The following is a 20,551-nucleotide window of genomic DNA, read 5'->3' as shown; positions in this document are numbered from 1 at the left end:
GCTGTCTTGATGATCGGACAACAAATGCCATTAACCGCCATCCGTACGCCGGACGCCCCTGGCTTGGGCGACGCCGGGAACGTTGGGATGACAGCCAAATTATGCGATTAACCGCCATGACGTGATGTCCAGCGCATTTCGCTGCGCGATGCTGCAGCGCCGCGTTTGCGCCAGCAGGGCGGTGGGATACAGTACCCGGCAGACCGATAAGGAGACAGCGATGGATCTGCGGCAGCGCGAGCACATCGAGACCGTGGTGCATGCCACCACCTGGCTGCCCCTGCCCGCCGAATCCGCCGCGCCGATCGGGCACGACGCCATGATCCAGAACTCGTGGCGACGCTGCGTGCATCAGTACGGCCTGGACCCGTCACGCATGCAAGAGGCGCGTATCGTGGAGCAATCGTGCCTGCGCGAGCACCAGCAACGCATCGACGACTTCGCGCGCATCGCCCGTCATGGCCTGGAATCGCTATATGGCCATGTCGCCGGCCTCGGCTACGTGGTGCTGCTGACCGATGCGCAGGGGGTGACCGTCGACTATATCGGCGATGCCAATACCGACGCCGCGCTGCGCCACGCCGGCCTCTACCTGGGGTCGGAATGGAGCGAAGCCGGCGCGGGAACCTGTGCTGTAGGCACCGCGCTCGTCACGGGCGAGGCGCTGACCGTCCATCAGGCCGATCATTTCGATGCCACGCATATCCCGCTGACCTGTACCGCCGCGCCGCTGTTCGACACGCAGGGCCGCCTCAACGCGATTCTGGACATCTCGGCGCTGACGTCCCCCGACGCCAAGGCGAGCCAGGGCCTGGCGCTGCAGATGGTGCGCATCTATGCCGCCCATATCGAAAACGCCAACTTCCTGCGCGTCCACCACCGGGACTGGATCCTGAAGCTGAATGTCGCGCCGGAGTTCGTCGATGTCAGCCCCGAATACCTGCTGGCGCTGGACGCCGCAGGCCGCATAGTCGGCTGCAACAACCGTGCCCGACGCATGCTGGAGGGCGAAAGCCCCGGCACACCGGTGCTGGGTCAGTCGTTCGAGGCGCTGTTCGATGCCCGGATCGACGATCTGGGGCGCTACGTCTATTCCCGGCCCAGCGAGCAGCGGCTGGTGGCGTTGCACCGTAGCGGCGGCCTGCTGTACCTGAGCGTGATGCCGCCTGCGCTGCGCTGGCAGTCGCGGCCTGATGCGCAACCGGCGGCGCCACTGCCGGCCGCGCTGGCGGCCCTGAGCGGCGGCGACACTGCCATGCAACAACAGTTGCAACGCGCGGCACGGCTGGTGGATGCGCGCATCCACCTGCTGATTCACGGGGAGACCGGCAGCGGCAAGGAATACTTCGCCAAGGCGCTGCACCAGGCCAGCGCGCGCCGGGCCCAGCCATTCGTGGCGTTCAACTGCGCGGCGATTCCTGAAACCCTGATCGAAAGCGAACTCTTCGGCCACCTGCCGAACAGCTTTTCCGGGGCCGGGGCGCGCGGCAAGCGCGGCCTGATCCAGGAGGCCGATGGCGGCACGCTGTTCCTGGACGAGATTGGTGACATGCCCCGCGACCTGCAATCGCGGCTGCTGCGCGTGCTGGCCGAAGGAGAGGTTCTGCCCATCGGCGCGACGCGGCCGGTGCCCGTCAATGTGCGCGTGATCTCGGCCACGCACCACCGGCTGGACCAGCTCGTGGAGGCCGGCCAGTTCCGCGAGGATCTCTATTACCGTCTGAATGGCGCGCGCTTCGAGCTGCCCCCGCTGCGCGAGCGGCAGGATCTGGACTGGCTGATCGACAAGATGCTGGCCGGTGGCGATGGCGGCCAGCCGGCCTCGCAAGGGACGCGCAACGTGATGCTGGCCGACACGGCGCGCCAGCGGCTGCACGCCCACCGCTGGCCCGGCAATCTGCGCGAGCTGCGCAATGTCATCGAATACGCCTGCGCGATCTGCCACGGTGGCATGGTGACGCCTGATGATCTGCCTGACGGCTTCGCGCAAGACGCCACGTTGACGCGGGGCTTGCCTGCGGCCGGGGCCGAGGCGGACACCGGCACCGGCACCGGCACCGGCACCGACAGCGTATCCCAGGCGCTATCCCCCGAAGCCATGCTGCTGATGCAGTACCTGCGCGCGTCGGGCTGGAACCTGAGTGCCGTGGCGCGGCAGATCGGCATCAGCCGCATGACGCTGTACCGGCGCATGGAACGGTACGGCATCGCGTCGCCCAACCGGCGCGATGGCAGCCAGCCGTGACGACTGTCCAGCCCTGGACAGCTGTACTGTGACACCTGTCACATCCTGAACCGGCGGAATGGCGTGCGGCCTCCGGGTTATCGCGTGGGCCTGAAGCCGATTTTCCGCGGTTTCCAGCCCTGGCACCGCCGCTACACCCTTGGCACACCCATTGCAATGACCCTGTCACGACAAGAGCGACAGGAGACAGGCCATGGGGGCACCGCTGGTCGGCATCATCGCCAATCCCGTATCGGCGCGCGACATCCGCCGCGTGATCGCCAACGCCAACAGCCTGCAGCTGGCTGACCGCGTCAATATCGTGCTGCGCCTGCTGGCCGCGCTGGCCGCGTGCGGCATCGACCGCGTGATGATGATGCCGGACCGCGAGGGCTTGCGCGTCATGCTGACCCGGCACCTGACGCGCCACCAGGGCCCCGATGCCCGCCTGCCGGCGGTGGACTTCATCGACATGCCGGTGACCGCGCGCGTCGACGATACGCTGCATGCCGCCCGTCATATGGCCGATGCCGGCGTGTCCGTCATCATCGTGCTCGGCGGCGACGGTACGCACCGTGCCGTGGTGCGCGAATGCGGCGCGGTGCCGATTGCCGGGGTCTCCACCGGCACCAACAACGCCTTCCCCGAAATGCGCGAGCCGACCATCACCGGGCTGGCCGCCGGCCTTTACGCCACCGGGCAGATCCCCGCCGGCCGCGCGCTGGCGTCGAACAAGCGGCTCGATATCGTGATCCGCGATGCCGATGGCGGCTTCCGGCGCGACATAGCCCTGGTCGATGCCGTCATCGCGCATGAGCAGTTCATCGGCGCCCGGGCGCTATGGCGGGCCGACACGCTGGCCGCCGTCTACGTGGCCTATGCAGACCCGCAGGCGATTGGCCTGTCCGCCATCGCCGGCCTGCTGGAACCGATAGGCCGGCGCGAGCCGGGCGGCCTGGCCATCGAGCTGGCACCGGCCGGCGAGGGTACCTGCGATCTGCTGGCACCGATTGCTCCCGGGCTGCTCTGTACCGTGCCGATCGCGGGCTGGCACCGCATCGCGCACGCCCGCCCGCACCGCGTGCGCCAGCGCGCCGGCATCGTCGCGCTGGACGGCGAACGCGAGCTGGCGTTCGGGCCGCACGACGAAGTCACCGTCACGCTGCACGACCACGCGTTCGGCAGCATCGACGTGGCGGCGTGCATGCGCTACGCGGCGTGCGAGCAGCTGATGCGCAGCGTGCCGGCGCTGACCTGATCCCGACCCTTCATCCCATCACCACAGGCAGTACCACCATCACAGGCAGTACCACCACCAAAGGAGACGACCATGAGCGCCAGCACTTCGCATTCAGCGCAGCTGCCCCTCGACAAGGAGACATTGCTGACCGTGTACCGCAAGATGCGGACGATCCGCGATTTCGAGGAACGCCTGCACGTGGATTTCGGCCGGGGGGATATTCCCGGCTTCGTGCACCTCTACGCCGGCGAGGAGGCGGCGGGCGTGGGCATTCTTCACCATCTGCACGATGGCGACCGCATTGCCAGTACGCACCGGGGCCACGGCCACTGCATCGCCAAGGGGGTGGATCCGGTGGCGATGATGAAGGAGATCTACGGCAAGAAGGGCGGCTCATGCAACGGCAAGGGCGGGTCGATGCATATCGCCGACCTGTCCAAGGGAATGATGGGCGCCAACGGCATCCTCGGCGCTGGCGCACCGCTGGTCTGCGGGGCGGCGCTGGCGGCCAAGTTTCGCGGCAAGGGCGAGGTCGGCATCACGTTCTGCGGCGACGGGGCGTCGAACCAGGGCACTTTCCTGGAAAGCCTGAACCTGGCGGCGGTGTGGAACCTGCCGGTGATCTTCGTCATCGAGAACAACGGCTACGCCGAATCCACGTCGCGCGACTACGGCACGGCCGTCGACAGCTATGTCGATCGCGCGGCCGGCTTCGGCATCCCGGGCGTGACCGTGGACGGCACAGACTTCTTTGCCGTGCACGAGGCGGCGGGCGAGGTCATCCGGCGCGCCCGCGAAGGCGGCGGCCCGTCGCTGCTGGAATGCAAGATGGTCCGTTTCTATGGCCATTTCGAGGGCGATGCCCAGACCTATCGCGGCGCCGGCGAGCTGGACGATATCCGCGCCAACAAGGACTGCCTGAAGCTGTTCACGCGGGCCGTGACCCAGGCCGGCGTGGTGACGCGCGACGAGTTCGATGCCATCGACCGCGAGGTGGCCGCGCTGATCGACCACGCCGTGCAGGAGGCCAAGGCCGCGCCGCTGCCTGGGCCCGAAGACCTGCTGACCGACGTCTACGTGAGCTACTAAGCCATTCCAAAACAAAGGAGACAGCATCATGGCCCGCAAACTCAGCATGAAGCTGGCGATCAATGAAGCGATCGACCAGGAAATGACCCGCGATCCGAGCGTGATCATGCTCGGCGAGGATATCGTCGGCGGCGCAGGCGCCGAGGGCGAGAAAGACGCCTGGGGCGGTGTGCTCGGCGTGACCAAGGGGCTCTATGCCAAGCATGGCGACCGCCTGCTCGACACGCCGCTGTCCGAATCGGCCTATGTGGGCGCCGCCATCGGTGCCGCCGCCTGCGGCATGCGCCCGATCGCCGAACTGATGTTCATCGACTTCATGGGCGTCTGCTTCGACCAGATCTTCAACCAGGCCGCCAAGTTCCGCTACATGTTCGGCGGCAAGGCCGAAACGCCGGTAGTGATCCGCGCCATGGTCGGCGCCGGGTTCCGCGCGGCCGCGCAGCACAGCCAGATGCTGACGCCGATCTTCACGCATATCCCGGGGCTCAAGGTCGTGTGCCCGTCAACGCCGTACGACACCAAGGGCCTGCTGATCCAGGCCATCCGCGACAACGATCCGGTCATCTTCTGCGAGCACAAGAACCTGTACGGGCTGGAGGGCGACGTGCCCGAGGGCGCCTACGCGATCCCGTTCGGCGAGGCCAATATCGCCCGCGACGGCAAGGACGTGACCATCGTCAGCTATGGCCTGATGGTGCATCGCGCGCTGGAGGCGGCGGCCACGCTGGCCCGGGACGGCATCGAGGCCGAAGTGATCGACCTGCGCACGCTGTCCCCGCTGGACATGGACACCGTGCTCGAATCGGTGGAAAACACCGGCCGCCTGGTGGTGGTGGACGAAGCCAGCCCGCGCTGCAATATCGCCACCGACATCGCCGCCCAGACCGTGCAGCAGGCGTTTGGCGCGCTCAAGGCCGGCATCGAGATGGTCTGTCCGCCGCATACGCCGGTGCCGTTCTCGCCGACGCTGGAAGACCTGTATATCCCCAGCGCGGCCCGCATCGTGGAAGCCGCGCGCAAGACCATGAAGGGAGGCAAACACTGATGGCCGCAACAATCACCCCGATCGTGATGCCCAAATGGGGCCTGTCGATGAAGGAAGGCACCGTCAATGCCTGGCTGGTCGACACCGGCGCCGAGATAACCGTGGGCATGCCGATCCTCGATGTGGAAACCGACAAGATCGCCAACGCCGTGGAAGCACCCGACGCCGGCACGCTGCGGCGCAAGGTGGCCGATGCGGGCGACGTGCTGCGTGTGAAGGCGCTGCTTGGCGTACTGGCACCCGATGAGGTCAGCGATGCGGAAATCGACGCGTATGTCGCCAGCTATGAGACGCCGGCCGATGACGAAGATGAAGACGAAGCCGGCCCCGCCTATCAGTTCGTGGAGGTCGACGGCCTGCGCGTCCGCTACGCCCGCAGGGGCCACGGCGCCGAGGCGGTGCTCTTCCTCCACGGCTTTGGCGGAGATCTGGACAACTGGCTGTTCAACCTCGATCCGCTGGCGGACACGTACACCGTGGTGGCGCTGGATCTCCCCGGGCACGGACAGACCACGCCCCGCCTGGCTGGCACGACGCTGGCGGAGATGGCCGGGTTCGTGACCCGCTTCCTCGATGCGGTGGGCATCGGCCAGGCGCACCTGGTGGGCCATTCGATGGGCGGCGGCATTGCCGCGCAACTGGCCGTGGACGCCCCGCACCGCGCGCTGTCCGTCGCGCTGGTGTCCCCCGTGGGCTTTGGCGACGAGATCAACAATGGCTACACGGAAGGCTTTGTCAATGCGCAGTCGCGCCGCGACCTGAAGCCGGTCGTCGAACTACTGTTCGCCAACCCCGATCTGGTCAGCCGGCAGATGCTGGACGACCTGCTGCGGTACAAGCGGCTCGACGGCGTGCCCGAGGCACTCGCGGCACTGGGCGCCAGCCTGTTCGCCGACGGCCGCCAGCGCGAGCAGCCGGGCCGACGGCTGGCCGAGGCGGGCAAACGCACGCTGGTGATCTGGGGCGCGAGGGATCAGGTCGTCCCGCCTGCCCACGCGGAAAACGTCCCGGCCGGCGCGACCGTGACGGTGTTCGACGACGCGGGCCACATGAGCCAGATGGAAAAGGCCGGCGAGGTGAACGGGCTGCTGAGGGGACACCTGGCGGGGTAGGGCGGTGCGTGGCTTTCCCTCTCCCGTCGTGCGGGAGAGGGAGCAAACCAAGGGCAGCCAACCCGCAGACTGACCTCAGACGATCCCCCAATTAACCCGCAGCGTCTGGCGTGCGGGCGTTCCTGCACTGGATGGCCGGGACGTTTGCGCGGAGCCGGTTGCTGGCTCGAACGTTCCGCGCCGCACGTATGCTCAAGCCAACCCGGCCCGCACGGCGCTCAACTGATCCAATGCCTCGCGCAGTTCGCGCTCCAGCACGGCGACCAGCTCGGCCGAGGGCATCGAGCGTGCCAGCGGCGCGGCCTGGCCGGCCCATTGGGCGGCGAACTCGCTGACGCCCTTGGCCTTGGCCGCTGCGTGCAGCGCCTTGCCGGCGTCGTACGTCACCGGGTAGTCGGGAATCGCCGGGGCGCCGGCGGCGGTGCCCAGGCGCGTGAAGCGGCTGGTGAAGCCGCGCGCCGCACGGCCCGAGATGGCGCGGGTCAGCGTGGTCGGGCGGGGTTCGTCGGCGGTCAGCGCGGCGCGGTACGCGGCGTCGGCGGCCGATTCACTGGTGGCGACAAACGCCGTGCCAAGCTGCGCGGCGGCGGCGCCCAGCGCCAGCACGGCGGCGATGCCGGCGCCGTCCATGATGCCGCCAGCCGCGACGACGGGCAGGTTCGTGCGGGCCACCAGCACGCGGGTCAGCGCGAACGTGCCAAGCCCTTCGTCCTCGGCCTCGGTATCGAAGGCGCCGCGATGGCCACCGGCCTCGATGCCCTGCGCGACGATGGCGTCGATACCGGCCGCCTCGATCCGCCGCGCTTCCTGCAGCGACGTGGCGCTGGCCAGCAGCACGATGCCGGCCGCTTTCAGCGCATCGATCCACGCCTGCGCCGGCAGGCCGAAATGGAAGCTCACCACCGCCGGTTTCTCTTCCAGCAGCATCTGGTACATCGCGTCATCGACCACAAAGCTCTTGTAGATCTCGCGCAGCGTGCCCGGCGGCGTGGCGCCAAATTCGGCGAAGGCCGAGGCCAGGTATTTCAGCCAGGCCGATTCGCGCTCGGCGTCGGGCGTGGCGGGCACATGGCAGAACAGGTTGATATTGAAGGGCTTCGCTGTCAGCGCGCGGGTTTCGCGAATCACCTTGCGCGCGCCCTCGGCATCCATGGCGCCGACGCCGAGCGAGCCCAGGCCGCCGGCTTCGGATACGGCCGCTGCCATGGCGGGGGTGCTGACGCCCGCCATCGGGGCCTGGATGATGGGCAGGCGGATGCCCAGGCGCGACAGCAGGTTGCGGGACGGGTTCTGACGATCGGGTTCCATGGCGGTCCTTGTCATGCGGGCTGGCTACGGCGCAGTTCCTGCTCGAATGCGTCGTAGGCGGAGGTGGTGAAAGCGGAGCGGCGAATCAGGTACGTATGCACCTTGCGGACCGGCACGGTCTGCAGGGCTCCCATATTGGCCTGCATGGCCTGCATGGCCAGCAGCGAGCGCGGCACGATGGCCACGGCGGAACCTGCCGTGACCTGGGCTAGGATGGCGTGGTACGAAGGGAGTTCGATGACGGTGAGATGGCGGCGCACATCGTCGCCAGCCTGTTCGAGCCAATCCTCGGCGCACCGGCGATAGGTGCAGCCACGCGAGAACGCGGCCAGCTGGCGCAGCGTCACGTCTTCGGGGCGCCGCACCTTCGGATGGGTCGCCGGCAGCACCAGCACGAGGTCCTCTGTGGTCAGGTAAACACCTTCCAGGCCCGCGCCCATTTCCGATACGTCGATGTCCCGGGGGCTGCCCGTGCCCGGATGGGCCACGATGGCGCAGTCCAGCCGGCGTTCCAGTACGCCGTCTGCCAGCGCCTGCGACGTGCCCGTGCTCAGATCCAGTTCGACGTCGGGCCATGCGGCGTGGAAGCGGCCCAGCGGCCGGGGCAGCAGCGTGGCCGCGGTGCTTTCCATCGATCCCACGCGCAGGCGGCCGCTGGGCGCATCGGCGCGCATGGATTGCCGTGCCTCCTCAGCCAGCGCCAGCAGCTGGTCCGCATAGCCCAGCAGGCGCTGGCCAGCCGGGGTCAGGATCATCTGCTTGTTCGCGCGCTGGAACAGGTCCACGCCGAGGCTTTCCTCAAGCTGCTTCACGCGCGTCGTCACGTTCGACTGCACGCGGTCCAGCGATTTGGCCGCCCGTGTGATGCTCTGTTCGCGCGCCACCGCCCTGAAAATCTCCAGTTCTGCCAGTTCCACGCCTGTGCGACGACACAACTGTGTCGTTCTCCGTTAGAGAATGAAAGTGTGTTGAGTATTATAATTAGAGAATTATTTGTCAAGCGGACCGGCGCTGTCGGATTCCGTCATGGTGTGATTTATAGTGATGCGCGGCCAGCGGCACCCGAAGGATTGATGGCAGCCGGCTCACGGGGGGGCTCAAGGCTAAGGGAAAACCCGCATCGTCGCCAAGCCATGCGGTGTATCGACACGTGTGACGACGGTAACCATTCAACGGGAGACAGCAACATGAAGAAGGCAGAACCGCAGGCCGGCATACCGGCCGCCGAGCTGATCGATGCCAGGATTGCCGAGCTTGACGACTGGCGCGGCAAGATGCTGGCGCAATTGCGGGCCATCGTCCGGGAAGCCGACCCCGAGGGGATCGAGGAATGGAAATGGAGCGTGCCGGTGTGGTCGCACGACGGCATCCTCTGTACGGGCGAGGTCTACAAGGCCACCGTGAAAATGACGTTCGCCAAGGGCGCCTCGCTGGACGATCCCAAGGGGCTGTTCAATTCGAGCCTGGACGGCAACGTGCGCCGTGCGATCGACTTCCGCGAGGGCGAGGCCATCGACAAAGCCGCCCTGAAGGCCCTGATCCGCGCGGCGGTTGCGCTGAATCAGGCCGCGGCCAAGCCGAAAGCCAAGTCCAGGGCCTGACCGGGGGGCCTCGCCGGCCCGCCGGCGCCGGGCCGATGTCGGCGCGACACCGACAGCCATTTCGGTTGGTGCGGGGTAGCATAAGTCGCTTTGGCCTGTTGTTGCGCGCGGTGCGGTCGTAGGAGCGCGCGCAACCGCGCCTTTCCTTCTATCCCGCCGGTATGCAACCGTCTTCCCTGCAACGCTTCCTGTTCGGCACGATCCTTGTTCCGGTCTCGATGGCCGTGGTATTCGGCATGGATGCGCTCACCCCGCTTGGGCTGGCGGCGTGGCTGTTCTATCTGGTGCCGGTCTGCCTGTCCCTGTACGGCAACGACCCGAGGCTGCCGCTGATCGTCGCCGCCGTAGGCACGGTGCTGATCGGCATTGGCTACGCGGTGTCGCCTTCCAGCAATATCCGGCCGATATATGCCATCGCGAACCGCGGCGCGGGCGTGGTCATGCTGTGGTTCCTGGCCGTGGTGGTGTATCGCTACATCGTGTCGCAGGCGGCCATGCAGCGCGTGGCATGGCTGCAGCAGGCGCAGGTGCGGGTGCATCAGGCCGTGCGCAATCCGCAATCGGCGGGGAACGTGGCCGATGCGCTGGTGCGCGTGCTGGCGCAGGCCTTCCAGGCGCACGTGGGCGCGGTGTACCAGGTGGATGGCGACCAGATGCGCCGCGTGGCCGCCTGGGCGCTGGCCAACGCCGACGAACTGCCGCAGACGCTGACGGCGGGGCAGACGCTGGCCGGCCAGGCAGCGGCGGAAAACCGCGTGATCGCGGTCGGAGGCCTGCCGGCCGACTATCTCCAGGTGTCCTCGGCCCTGGGCCGGACGACGCCCAACGAGATCGTGGCGGCGCCGCTGACGGCCGAAGGCGAGGTGGTGGGCGTGGTGGAACTGGGCTTTGTCGCGATGCAGCGGGACACCGCAGACATCGTGGAACTGCTGGAGCGCATTGGCGACCCGATCGGCATGACCCTGAGGGCCGCCGCCTACCGGGGCCGCCTGGAAAAGCTGCTGGGCGAAACCCAGCGCCAGAGCGAAGAACTGCAGGTCCAGCAGGAAGAGCTGCGCGTATCGAACGAGGAACTGGAGGAGCGTGGCCGCGCGCTGATGGATTCGCAGGCGCGGCTTGAAGCCCAGCAGGCGGAGCTGGAACAGGCCAACGTCCAGCTGGAAGAACACGCGCAGCGGCTGGAAGGCCAGAAGCGCGAGATGCTGACCTTCCAGGCGGAACTGGCCGCCAACGCCCGGGCGCTGGAGCGGTCCAACCAGTACAAGAGCGAATTCCTGGCCAATATGTCGCACGAACTGCGCACGCCGCTCAACAGTGCGCTGATCCTGGCCAAGCTGCTGCAGGAGAACAAGGACGGCACGCTGACCGCGGAGCAGGTGCGCTACGCATCCACCATCCACGCGGCCAACACCGACCTGCTGAACCTGATCAACGACATCCTCGACCTGTCCAAGATCGAGGCCGGCCATCTGGTGATCGAGCACGAAGCGGTCGAACTGAAGGCGCTGACCGAGACGCTGCAGGGCATGTTCGGGCCGATAGCCGAGCAGAAGGGCGTGCCGTTCCGGGTCGAATTCCTGCCCGGCGTGCCCGACGTTATCGTCTCCGACAGCCAGCGTCTGCAGCAGGTGCTCAAGAACCTGCTGTCGAATGCATTCAAGTTCACGGAATCGGGCGCGGTCACGCTGGCGCTGGCTGCGCAGGGTGACGACGCGGTGCGCTTCGAGGTGCGCGACACCGGCATCGGCATTCCGAAAGACAAGCAGCAGGTCATCTTCGAAGCCTTCCAGCAGGCCGATGGCACCACCAGCCGCCGCTATGGCGGCACGGGACTGGGCCTGTCGATCTCGCGCGAGCTGGGCCGTCTGCTGGGCGGCGTGATCTCGGTGGCCAGCGAACCGGGGCAGGGCAGCGTGTTTGCATTGACTGTGCCGCGCCTGCTCGGCGCGGACTCCGCCACGCAGGCTGGCCTGATGACGCAGCCGGCCAGCGCGCCGGCACCGCTGGTGATGGCCCCGCCCTCGCGCGCGGTGCCGCCTGCCCCGGCCCCGGCGCAGGAACCCATGGAGCGCGTGCAGCCCGGCTACCCGGCACCGATTGCCGACGATCGCGACCATCGCACGCGCGGCAACCGGCTGATCCTGGTGGTCGAGGACGATATCGACTTTGCCGGCATTCTCTACGACCTGGCCCACGAACTCGATTTCGACTGCATTCACGCCACCACGTCGGCGCAGGGCCTGGAACTGGCGCGCCAGCATCAGCCGTGCGGCATCCTGCTGGACGTGGCGCTGCCCGATCAGTCGGGCCTTACGCTGCTTGACTGGCTCAAGCGCGACCCCGCCACGCGACATATCCCGACGCATCTGGTATCGGTCAGCGATCATGCCGAAGCGGCGCTGCACCTGGGTGCGGTGGGCTATACGTTCAAGCCCAGCGAGCGCGACAAGCTGGCTGCGGCGATCCGGGGCCTGGAGGCGCGCATGGCGGCGGGCCAGCGCCGGGTGCTGGTGATCGAGGACGACCCGGCGCTGCGCGAGAGCATTCGCGCGCTGCTGAAGTCGCTGGAGGCCGAGATCGTGACCACCGACAGCGTGGCAGGGGCCACCGCAGCACTGGACGGCACGCCGTTCGACTGCGTGGTGATGGACATGGTGTTGCCCGACGGCACCGGTCACGACCTGCTGGCCCATATGGCGCAGCGGGCGCAGGCCAATGCCGGCGCGATGCCGCCCGTGATCATCTATACGGGCCGGCAGCTGTCGGCCGAGGACGAGCAGAAGCTGCGGCGGTACTCGAAGTCGATCATCATCAAGGGGGCCCGTTCGCCCGACCGGCTGCTCGACGAAGTGACGCTGTTCCTGCACAGCGTGGAGTCGTCGCTGCCGCCGGAACACCAGCGCATGCTGCGCGCGGCCCGCAGCCGCGACGACACGTTCGACGGCCGTAAACTGCTGCTGGTGGAGGACGACGCGCGCAATATCTTCGCGCTGTCGAAGGTCATCGAACCGCTGGGCGCCACCGTGGAGATCGCCCGCAGCGGGCGCGAGGCGCTTGACGTGCTGAACCGGATGGACGACATCGACCTGGTGCTGATGGACATCATGATGCCCGAGATGGACGGCATCACGGCCATGCGGCACATCCGCCAGATGCCGCAGTACGCGCGCCTGCCGATCATCGCGCTGACGGCCAAGGCCATGCAGTCCGACCGCGAGGCCTGCCTGCAGGCCGGAGCCAACGACTACATCGCCAAGCCGATCGATGTGGATAAACTGCTTTCGCTGTGTCGGGTATGGCTACACGCAAACTGAAACCCCAGGACGCCGGGCCGCTGGCCGACGCAGGGTCGGACGACGGCACGGTGCTGCTCGACGCCAACTTCGACATCGAACTGGAACTGCTGCTGGAGGCCGTCTTCCGCAAGTACCAGCACGATTTCCGGCGCTATTCGCGTGCGTCGCTGCGGCGCCGGCTGGAGCAGGCGTTGCGGGACCTGAACCTGTCCACGCTGTCGCAGCTGCAGGACCGGATGCTGCGCGACGCCGTGCTGTTCGGCCGGCTGCTGCAATACCTGACGGTGCAGGTCAGCGAGATGTTCCGCGATCCGTCCTACTTCCGCGCGATTCGCGAGCACGTGGTGCCGGTGCTGCAGACCTATCCGTCGGTCAACGTCTGGGTGGCCGGCTGCAGCAGCGGCGAGGAACTGTGGTCGCTGGCGATCCTGTTCGAGGAAGAGGGCCTGGCGTCGCGCACCGTCTTCTATGCCACCGATATCAACCCGGAGGCCCTGGCCATCGCGCGCGCGGGGGTGTACGACGCCGGCCGGCTGCGCAGCTTCGGCGCCAACTATCTGGCCGCCGGCGGGCGGGCGTCGCTGTCGGACTACTATCACGCCGCCTATGGCAAGGCCAAGTTCAACGGGCAGCTGATCCGCCAGTCGGTATTTGCGGATCACAGCCTGGCGACCGACAGCGTGTTCCAGGAGGCCCAGCTGATCTCGTGCCGCAATGTGCTGATCTATTTCGACCGGCCGCTGCAGGACCGTGCCATCGGCCTGTTCCGCGATGCGCTGGCGCGGCGCGGGTTCCTGGGGCTGGGCAGCAAGGAAAGCCTGCACTTCAGCGCCCATTCGCAGGATTTCGAGGCGGTGTCGTCGCGCGAGCGGCTGTACCGCAAGCTCTGAGGCACGATCATGCAAACCGGGACGCAACCGTGCAGCGGGGTGGTAATCGGTGGCTCGGCCGGCGCGCTGGAGGCGCTGAACGCCGTGCTGCCGATGCTGCCCGCGCGTTTCATGCCGCCGGTCGTGATCGTCATGCACCAGCTGGCGTCGACGCCGAGCCTGCTGCCCGGACTGTTCGCGCTGCGTTGTGCGATGCCGGTGCACGAGGCCGAAGACAAGCTGCCGGTGCAGCCCGGCCATCTCTACCTGGCGCCACCGGACTATCACCTGCTGCTGGAACGGGACCCCGACACGCCAGACAGTGTGCGGCTGGCCCTGTCGGTGGCGCCGCCCGTGCGGTTTTCGCGTCCATCGATCGACGTGCTGTTCGAGTCGGCCGCCGTCGCCTGGCGGGAGCGCGCACTGGGGGTGCTGCTGTCGGGCGCCAACGACGACGGTGCGCGCGGCCTGGCGGTGATTCGCGCGGCCGGCGGCCGTACGTGGGTGCAGTCGCCGGAATCCGCCATGGTGGAGACCATGCCGCAAGAGGCTATCGCACGTGGTGCGGCCGACCACATACTGACCCTCGAAGCGATTGGCCACGGGTTGGCCCGCCTGACTGAATGACGCCTACCATGCAAGCTCCCGTGAAGATCCTCGCCGTCGACGACATTGCGTCCAACCTGACCGCGCTCGACGCCGTTCTCGCCAAACCGGGCGTGGAGATCGTCCATGCCAATTCCGGTGCGCAGGCGCTGGAACTGCTGCTCGACCACGAATTCGGGCTGGCCATCCTGGACGTGCACATGCCGGAGATGGACGGATTCGAACTGGCTGAGCTGATGCGCGGCAGCAAGCGTACGAGCCAGATCCCGATCCTGTTCCTGACGGCCGCGGGGCATGACAGCCAGCGCGCGTTTCGCGGCTATGCGTCGGGCGCGGTGGATTTCCTGTTCAAGCCCGTGGATGCGCGCGTGCTGTCGGCCAAGGTCGATGTGTTCGTGCAACTGGCCCAGCAGAAGCAGCTACTGGCCGAGCAGCTTGAAACCGCCCAGCAGCTGCTGAAGACCAATGAAATGCTGATGGCCGTGCTGGCGCACGATCTGCGCACGCCGCTATCGGCCATCATCGCTTCGGCGTCGTTCCTGGGCCGCTTTGGTGGCGAGGAAAAGCTGAAGCCGGCCACGGACCGGATTGCCCGCAGCAGCCAGCGCATGGCGCGCATGGTGGACCAGCTGCTGCACGTGGCACGCCTGCATGGCGGACGCGTCAGCCTGATGCCGCAGGCGGCGGATCTGGGCGCGATCTGCGCGGCCATCGTCGATGAATGCCAGGCGTCGCGCGGCGCGCTGCAGCTGGTGCTGGAGCAGCTGGGCGATACCCGGGCCACGATCGATCCCGACCTGATCGCCCAGGTGGTGCAGAACCTGGTGGGCAACGCGCTGCAGCACGGCGATGCCGGCGCGCCGGTGACCGTGCGCGTGGACGGCACGGTCCCGGACCGCGTGACGGTGGCGGTGTCGAACGGCGGCACTATCGATGCCCGCGTGCTGCCGCATATCTTCGACGCCTTCCATTCGGGGATGGGCGCAACGGCGGGCGCTACCGGCGCCAGCAGTTCCGAGGGGCTGGGGCTCGGCCTCTATATCGCCCGCGAGCTGGCCATGCTGCACGGCGGCACCGTGGTGGCCGAATCGTCGCCCGGGCTTCGTACCACGGTATTCACCGTGACGTTGCCACGGGAATGCTGCCAGGCGCAGCGTGCCATCCAGCCCTGACGCAGCCGGATTCCCCCCGGGGCGGGGTCTTGATCGGCGGCAGGTGCCGATACGCCGTATTCCGCAACCGGCCTGATGCAAGCGGGGCGGCCGGCGCACCCCGCGGTGGTCCCACTAGATCGATCGGATTTGCACGTCAGGCCGGCGCAGGTGGCGCCTGCCGGTCAGCGGCTCCAGGGTGCGGCCCCTGCATCCAGCCCGTATCGCGCCAGCGCCTGCGCGTGCAACCCGGCATCGATCGCATGCAGCGCGCTGGCGACGATATGGTGCCGGTCGATCTCGAAGAAGCGCCGCAGCGCGCCGCGCGTGTCGCTGCGGCCGAAGCCGTCGGTGCCAAGGGCGATATAGCGGGCCGGCACGTAGGGCGCGATCAGCTGGGCGTAGGCGCGCACGTAATCGGTGGCGGCGATGACCGGCGTCGTGCCGGCCAGGCAGCGTGCGACATGGCTGGTGGTGTCGGTATGGCCCGTACCGGTGCCGAACATCTGCTGGCGTTCGCATTCGCGCGCATCGCGGGCCAGTTCCGGAAAGCTCGTCACGCTCCAGATTTCGCTGGCGATGTTCCAGTCCTGCGCCAGCAGGTCGGCGGCGGCGATGACCTCGCGCAGGATCGGGCCCGATCCCAGCAGCCGCACACGGGCGACGCCGTCACCGCGCGTGCCGAAGCGGTACATGCCGCGCACCACGTCGGCGTGTGCCGAGGCCGGCAGCGGTGGATGCGCGTAGTTCTCGTTGTTGACCGTGATGTAGTAGAACTCGTCGCGCTGTTGCTCCAGCATCGCGCGTGCGCCATGGTCGATGATGATTGCGGCCTCGCCGATGAACGCCGGGTCATAGGCGCGGCAGTTCGGCACCGTGGCGGCCACCAGCTGGCTGCTGCCGTCCTGGTGCTGCAGGCCCTCGCCAGAAAGCGTGGTGCGGCCGGCGGTGGCACCGATCAGGAACCCCCGGGCGCGCTGGTCGGCGGCGGCCCAGATCATGTCGCCCACGCGCTGAAAGCCGAACATCGAGTAGTAGATGTAGAACGGCAGCATCGGCTCGCCGCTGACGCTGTACGACGTGGCCGCCGCCGTCCACGACGCCATCGCACCTGCCTCGGTAATGCCTTCCTCCAGCAGCTGGCCGTCGCGGCTTTCCTTGTAATAGAGCATCGATCCGGCGTCCTCCGGCTCGTAGAGCTGGCCCTGTGGCGCGTAGATGCCGATCTGCCGGAACAGGTTGGCCATGCCGAAGGTACGCGCTTCATCGGCCACGATCGGCACGATGCGCGGGCCGAGCGTGCGGTCTTTTATCAGGTTGGTGAACAGCCGCACCACGCCGGTAGTGGTGGATACCTCGCGCCCGTCGGGCGTCAGGGCAAAGCCGGCGTAGCTGTCGAGCGGCGGCACCGGCAAGGCGGGCGCGGTGTCGGTGCGCCGGGGCAGGTGCCCGCCCAGCGCTGCGCGACGCTCGCGCAGGTACGCCATTTCGGGGCTGTTGTCGGCTGGTTTGTAGAACTGCATCGATTCGAGCGCGGCATCGTCGATGGGCAGGGCAAAGCGGTGGCGAAACGCGTGCAGGGCTTCGATGTCGAGCTTCTTCTGCTGGTGGGCGGTCATGCGCGATTCGCCCGCATTGCCCATGCCGTAGCCCTTCTTGGTCTTGGCCAGGATGACGGTAGGCTGGCCGGGATGACGGACGGCGGCATGATAGGCCGCATGGAGCTTGCGCAAGTCGTGGCCGCCACGGCGCAGGCCGTCGATATCGGCTGCGCTCATGCCCGCCACCAGCGCCTTCAGTTCGGGGTCCTGGTGGAAGAAGTGCGACAGGTTGTAGTCGCCGTCCTTGGCGCCCAGGTTCTGGTACTCGCCATCGACCATGGCCGCAAAACGCTTCAGCAGCGCGTGATTGGTATCGCGGGCAAACAGGGCGTCCCATTCAGAGCCCCAGATCACCTTGATGACGTTCCAGCCGGCGCCGCTGAACAATGCTTCCAGCTCGTTGATGACCTGGCCGTTGCCGCGCACCGGGCCATCGAGCCGCTGCAGGTTGCAGTTGATCACGAACGTCAGGTTGTCCAGGCCCTCGCGGGCCGCCAGCGACAAGGCGGCCAGCGATTCGGGCTCGTCCATCTCGCCATCGCCAAACACCCCCCAGACGCGTCGGCCAGCCGTGGCCGCAATGCCGCGATGCTCGAGGTAGCGCAGGAACCGCGCCTGATAGATGGCGCTGATCGGGCCGATGCCCATCGAGCCAGTGGGGAACTGCCAGAAATCGGGCATCAGCCACGGATGAGGGTACGAGCACAGGCCGCCGCCATCGACTTCCTGCCGGTAGCGGCTCAGCTGCGCCTCGGAAAGGCGACCCTCCAGGAACGCGCGCGCATAGACGCCGGGCGCCGAATGCGGCTGAAAGAAGACCAGATCGCCCTTGCGCTCCGGCGTATCGGCACGAAAGAAATGCTGGAAGCCCACTTCGAAGATCTCGGCGGCCGATGCGTAGCTGGCCAGGTGTCCGCCCAGTTCGCCGTACGCCTTGTTGGCGCGGACCACCATCGCCAGCGCATTCCAGCGCAGGATGGCCGTCAGCCGCTGTTCGATGGCCAGGTTGCCGGGATAAGGCGGCTGCGCCTGCGGCGCAATGGTGTTCTGATAGGCGGAGTAGGGATGCGCGCGTTTGTCCAGGCCCAGATGGGCGGCGTGCTCGCCAAGTCGTTCCAGCAGGAAGCCCGCGCGCCGGGGCCCCGCCGCCGACACGATGCCGCTCAGGGCATCCATCCATTCCTGTGTTTCCAGCGGATCGATATCCCCATCGATCTGCAGTGGCTGAAGCGGTTCGGCGCGGCCCATGATCTGTCTCCGGATGCGAATGCCCTTGTGGTGACATCGATTCTATGTGCCGCGCCGGAATAGAACGTCCCGGAATGCGCGGTAGGAATAGCGCCGCGCAGCACGATGTGCTGCAGCCCTGTTGATCGGCAACATAATCAACTGAGAGCGGGGAACTGGCGGGCGTGGCGCGACGGGATCGGCATTCGTCGGAGATTGCGGTTGCGTTCGTCATGTCGGCGGCCTATAGTTATCCGTCCGGCTAACTATTATGGAGACGCAGCGATGAAGATCACCGTACAAACCACGGTCGCCGCCCCGATCGATAACGTGTGGCGCGCCTACACCACGCCCGAGGACATCAAGCAATGGAATGCCGCGTCCGATGACTGGCATACCACGGCGGCGTCGGTCGACCTGCGCGTTGGTGGCGCGTTCTCGTCGCGGATGGAGGCCAAGGACGGCAGCATGGGCTTCGATTTCGCGGGTACCTACACCGAGATCGTGCCGAACCGGCGCATCGTGTACGCCTTCGGAGACCGGAACGCCGAGGTCGATTTTGCCGATAGCCCGCAAGGCGTGACGGTACGCGTGAGCTTTGACCCGGATTCGGAATATCCGGTCGAGCAACAGCAGCAGGGCTGGCAGAGCATTCTCGATAATTTCAAGCGGTACGTCGAAGGCAGGTAGTCGGCGGCGTCCGATCCGGCGCGCGCTCGCCTAGTTCGCAATGCGCGGCAAGGTGATGGTGGCGCGCGTGCCGCCCGTGGGCCGCTGCGCCAGATCGAGCCTGCCGTGATGGGCATCGACGATGGACCGGCAGATGCCCAGGCCCATGCCCATGCCATGGGGCTTGGTCGTGAACAGCGGCTCGAAGATGCGGTCGGCCAGTTCGGGCGCGAAGCCTTCTCCGTGGTCGTCGATATGGATGTGCAGCATGTCCTGCGCGGGCTCGCACGCCAGCGTCAGCAGCCGCTTGCCGGTGGGGATGCCGAGCATCGATTCGGCGCCGTTCATCAGCAGGTTGATGATGGCCTGCTGCAATGGCACGCGCTCGCCGCGCAGGGGCGTGCCGCAAGGCGGTCCGACCAGGCGCAGTTCCACGTGCATGGCGTCAAGCGTGGCCGCCACCATGTCGGCCACTTCCCGCAGGGCGTCATCGAGATCGAAAAGGGAGAAGGTTGGGGCGGCCTGCCGGGCCTTGGCGCGCAGGCCGTTGATGATGGTGCGCGCCCGCAGCGCGCATGCCGAGATATGGGCGAGCATCTCGCGCGCGCCATCGATATTGGGGCTGCTGCGGTCAAGCCAGCGCAGCCCGGCGCGCGCCGATGAATCCAGCGCTGTGACCGGCTGAGCCATCTCGTGCACGATCGACGCGACCAGTTCGCCATAGGCCTGTAAACGGCTGGCGCGGGCCAGCTCCGACAGCGTGGCGCGCATCTTTTCCTCGGTGCTGCTCAGGCGTGCGCACTGTTCGGACAGCGCATCGTGCAAGCGCGCATTTTCCAGCGCAAACCCGGCCTGCTGCGCGATGATCTCGACCACGGCCGTCCGGGTTGGCGTGAACACGCCAGAGGTATGCAGGTGTTCCAGGTAAAGGGCGCCGACCAGGCCGCCATTGCAACGCATCGGCACGCAGATCACGGCGCGCGGCCGGAAGCGGCGCACGTAGTCGTCCGCCTGCCAGTCGGCGGCCTCGCGGGCGTCCTGCAAGACCAGCCCGTTGCCCAGGCGCGTGGCTGCATCGAGGATGGCGGCGGGCAGCGCCCCCATGGCGGGCGGCAGCAGGAATGTGTCCGGGTCGGCAAGCGACCGCTGCGGAGCAGGCCCTACGGCACTTGCCGCAACATCCCATTCGCCATCGCGCAGCACGGCAAGGCATCCCCAGGACGCGCCGGTGCTCTGCAGGGCCGCCTGCAGCAGCGTTTCGATGCGCCTGGCCGGCATCGCTTCGGTGGAAAGGCTGTGCGAGATCTGGCGCAGGGCCAGCATGTCAGGCGGCGCGGTCTCGGCGGGGCTGCGGTCGAAGCCCACGGGATGGATGCCGGGCACCGGACCGGTGCAGCGGAAATCGTCGAGTTCGTTGTTCATCTTCTTTTACCTCTTGCCCGCTGACCGTGCGTTCCATTCGATCCGGCCAGGCTCCTTCGAAGCGCTTCTCATGTAGTGAACGCTCCATAAA

At 67.4% G+C, this 20,551-nt stretch carries 15 protein-coding genes; 11 read left to right on the top strand and 4 right to left on the bottom strand.

From position 1 onward, the window contains the following. The first annotated feature begins 220 nt into the window (after positions 1–220). The 5 genes from BLQ58_RS18565 (at position 221) to BLQ58_RS18545 (ending at position 6,710) form a co-directional block, all read left to right on the top strand. Entirely contained in the window at positions 221–2,245 is a 2,025-nt protein-coding gene (locus tag BLQ58_RS18565; protein ID WP_092600952.1) for a sigma-54-dependent Fis family transcriptional regulator, read from the top strand. Between the two features lie 193 nt (positions 2,246–2,438). Next, positions 2,439–3,482: an ATP-NAD kinase family protein gene (locus tag BLQ58_RS18560; RefSeq protein WP_092600950.1), complete on the top strand. Its 1,044-nt coding sequence runs from the start codon at positions 2,439–2,441 to the stop codon at positions 3,480–3,482. A gap of 72 nt (positions 3,483–3,554) precedes the next feature. After that, positions 3,555–4,553 carry a thiamine pyrophosphate-dependent dehydrogenase E1 component subunit alpha gene (locus tag BLQ58_RS18555; protein ID WP_092600948.1) on the top strand — a complete coding sequence of 333 codons (999 nt, stop codon included), beginning with the start codon at positions 3,555–3,557 and terminating at the stop codon, positions 4,551–4,553. A 28-nt stretch (positions 4,554–4,581) separates the two neighbouring features. Further along, positions 4,582–5,598: an alpha-ketoacid dehydrogenase subunit beta gene (locus tag BLQ58_RS18550; RefSeq protein ID WP_092600946.1), complete on the top strand. Its 1,017-nt coding sequence runs from the start codon at positions 4,582–4,584 to the stop codon at positions 5,596–5,598. Further along, entirely contained in the window at positions 5,598–6,710 is a 1,113-nt protein-coding gene (locus BLQ58_RS18545) for an acetoin dehydrogenase dihydrolipoyllysine-residue acetyltransferase subunit (RefSeq protein WP_092600944.1), read from the top strand. The genes BLQ58_RS18550 and BLQ58_RS18545 overlap by 1 nt, the downstream gene beginning before the upstream one ends. Before the next feature lie 192 nt (positions 6,711–6,902). On the opposite strand, the gene BLQ58_RS18540 is transcribed toward BLQ58_RS18545, so the two are convergent. Then, entirely contained in the window at positions 6,903–8,018 is a 1,116-nt protein-coding gene (locus BLQ58_RS18540) for an NAD(P)H-dependent flavin oxidoreductase (protein ID WP_092600942.1), read from the bottom strand. Between the two features lie 11 nt (positions 8,019–8,029). Continuing rightward, entirely contained in the window at positions 8,030–8,935 is a 906-nt protein-coding gene (locus BLQ58_RS18535) for a LysR substrate-binding domain-containing protein (protein ID WP_092600940.1), read from the bottom strand. Between the two features lie 270 nt (positions 8,936–9,205). Between BLQ58_RS18535 and BLQ58_RS18530 the strand changes: the two genes are divergently transcribed. The 5 genes from BLQ58_RS18530 to BLQ58_RS18510 all read left to right on the top strand — a co-directional run bounded on the left by BLQ58_RS18530 (position 9,206) and on the right by BLQ58_RS18510 (position 15,562). Further along, positions 9,206–9,619: a DUF1801 domain-containing protein gene (locus tag BLQ58_RS18530; protein ID WP_092600938.1), complete on the top strand. Its 414-nt coding sequence runs from the start codon at positions 9,206–9,208 to the stop codon at positions 9,617–9,619. Between the two features lie 161 nt (positions 9,620–9,780). Beyond that, positions 9,781–12,933, top strand: a complete 3,153-nt coding sequence (locus BLQ58_RS18525; protein WP_217636034.1) for a response regulator — start codon at positions 9,781–9,783, stop codon at positions 12,931–12,933. After that, positions 12,915–13,805, top strand: a complete 891-nt coding sequence (locus tag BLQ58_RS18520) for a CheR family methyltransferase (RefSeq protein WP_092600936.1) — start codon at positions 12,915–12,917, stop codon at positions 13,803–13,805. The genes BLQ58_RS18525 and BLQ58_RS18520 overlap by 19 nt, the downstream gene beginning before the upstream one ends. Before the next feature lie 9 nt (positions 13,806–13,814). Continuing rightward, positions 13,815–14,411, top strand: a complete 597-nt coding sequence (locus tag BLQ58_RS18515) for a chemotaxis protein CheB (RefSeq protein WP_092600934.1) — start codon at positions 13,815–13,817, stop codon at positions 14,409–14,411. A gap of 8 nt (positions 14,412–14,419) precedes the next feature. Further along, positions 14,420–15,562, top strand: a complete 1,143-nt coding sequence (locus BLQ58_RS18510) for a hybrid sensor histidine kinase/response regulator (protein WP_092600932.1) — start codon at positions 14,420–14,422, stop codon at positions 15,560–15,562. Between the two features lie 164 nt (positions 15,563–15,726). Here the strand turns inward: BLQ58_RS18510 and mdeB are convergent, their stop codons facing one another. Next, positions 15,727–18,390 (bottom strand): alpha-ketoglutarate dehydrogenase, encoded by a 2,664-nt coding sequence (gene mdeB, locus BLQ58_RS18505; protein ID WP_092600930.1) that lies wholly within the window; start codon positions 18,388–18,390, stop codon positions 15,727–15,729. Between the two features lie 264 nt (positions 18,391–18,654). On the opposite strand from mdeB, the gene BLQ58_RS18500 reads away from it, so the two are divergent. Next, positions 18,655–19,059, top strand: coding sequence for an SRPBCC family protein (locus BLQ58_RS18500; protein ID WP_092600928.1), 405 nt, complete (start codon positions 18,655–18,657; stop codon positions 19,057–19,059). A 30-nt stretch (positions 19,060–19,089) separates the two neighbouring features. Here the strand turns inward: BLQ58_RS18500 and BLQ58_RS18495 are convergent, their stop codons facing one another. Further along, entirely contained in the window at positions 19,090–20,460 is a 1,371-nt protein-coding gene (locus BLQ58_RS18495; RefSeq protein ID WP_092600926.1) for a sensor histidine kinase, read from the bottom strand. Between the last annotated feature and the right edge of the window lie 91 nt (positions 20,461–20,551).

The organism is Ralstonia sp. 25mfcol4.1, assembly GCF_900104095.1.
Classification (GTDB): Bacteria; Pseudomonadota; Gammaproteobacteria; order Burkholderiales; family Burkholderiaceae; genus Cupriavidus.
The sequence above is the reverse complement of the archived record's forward strand: the minus strand, read 5'-3'. Positions and strand labels throughout refer to the sequence as shown.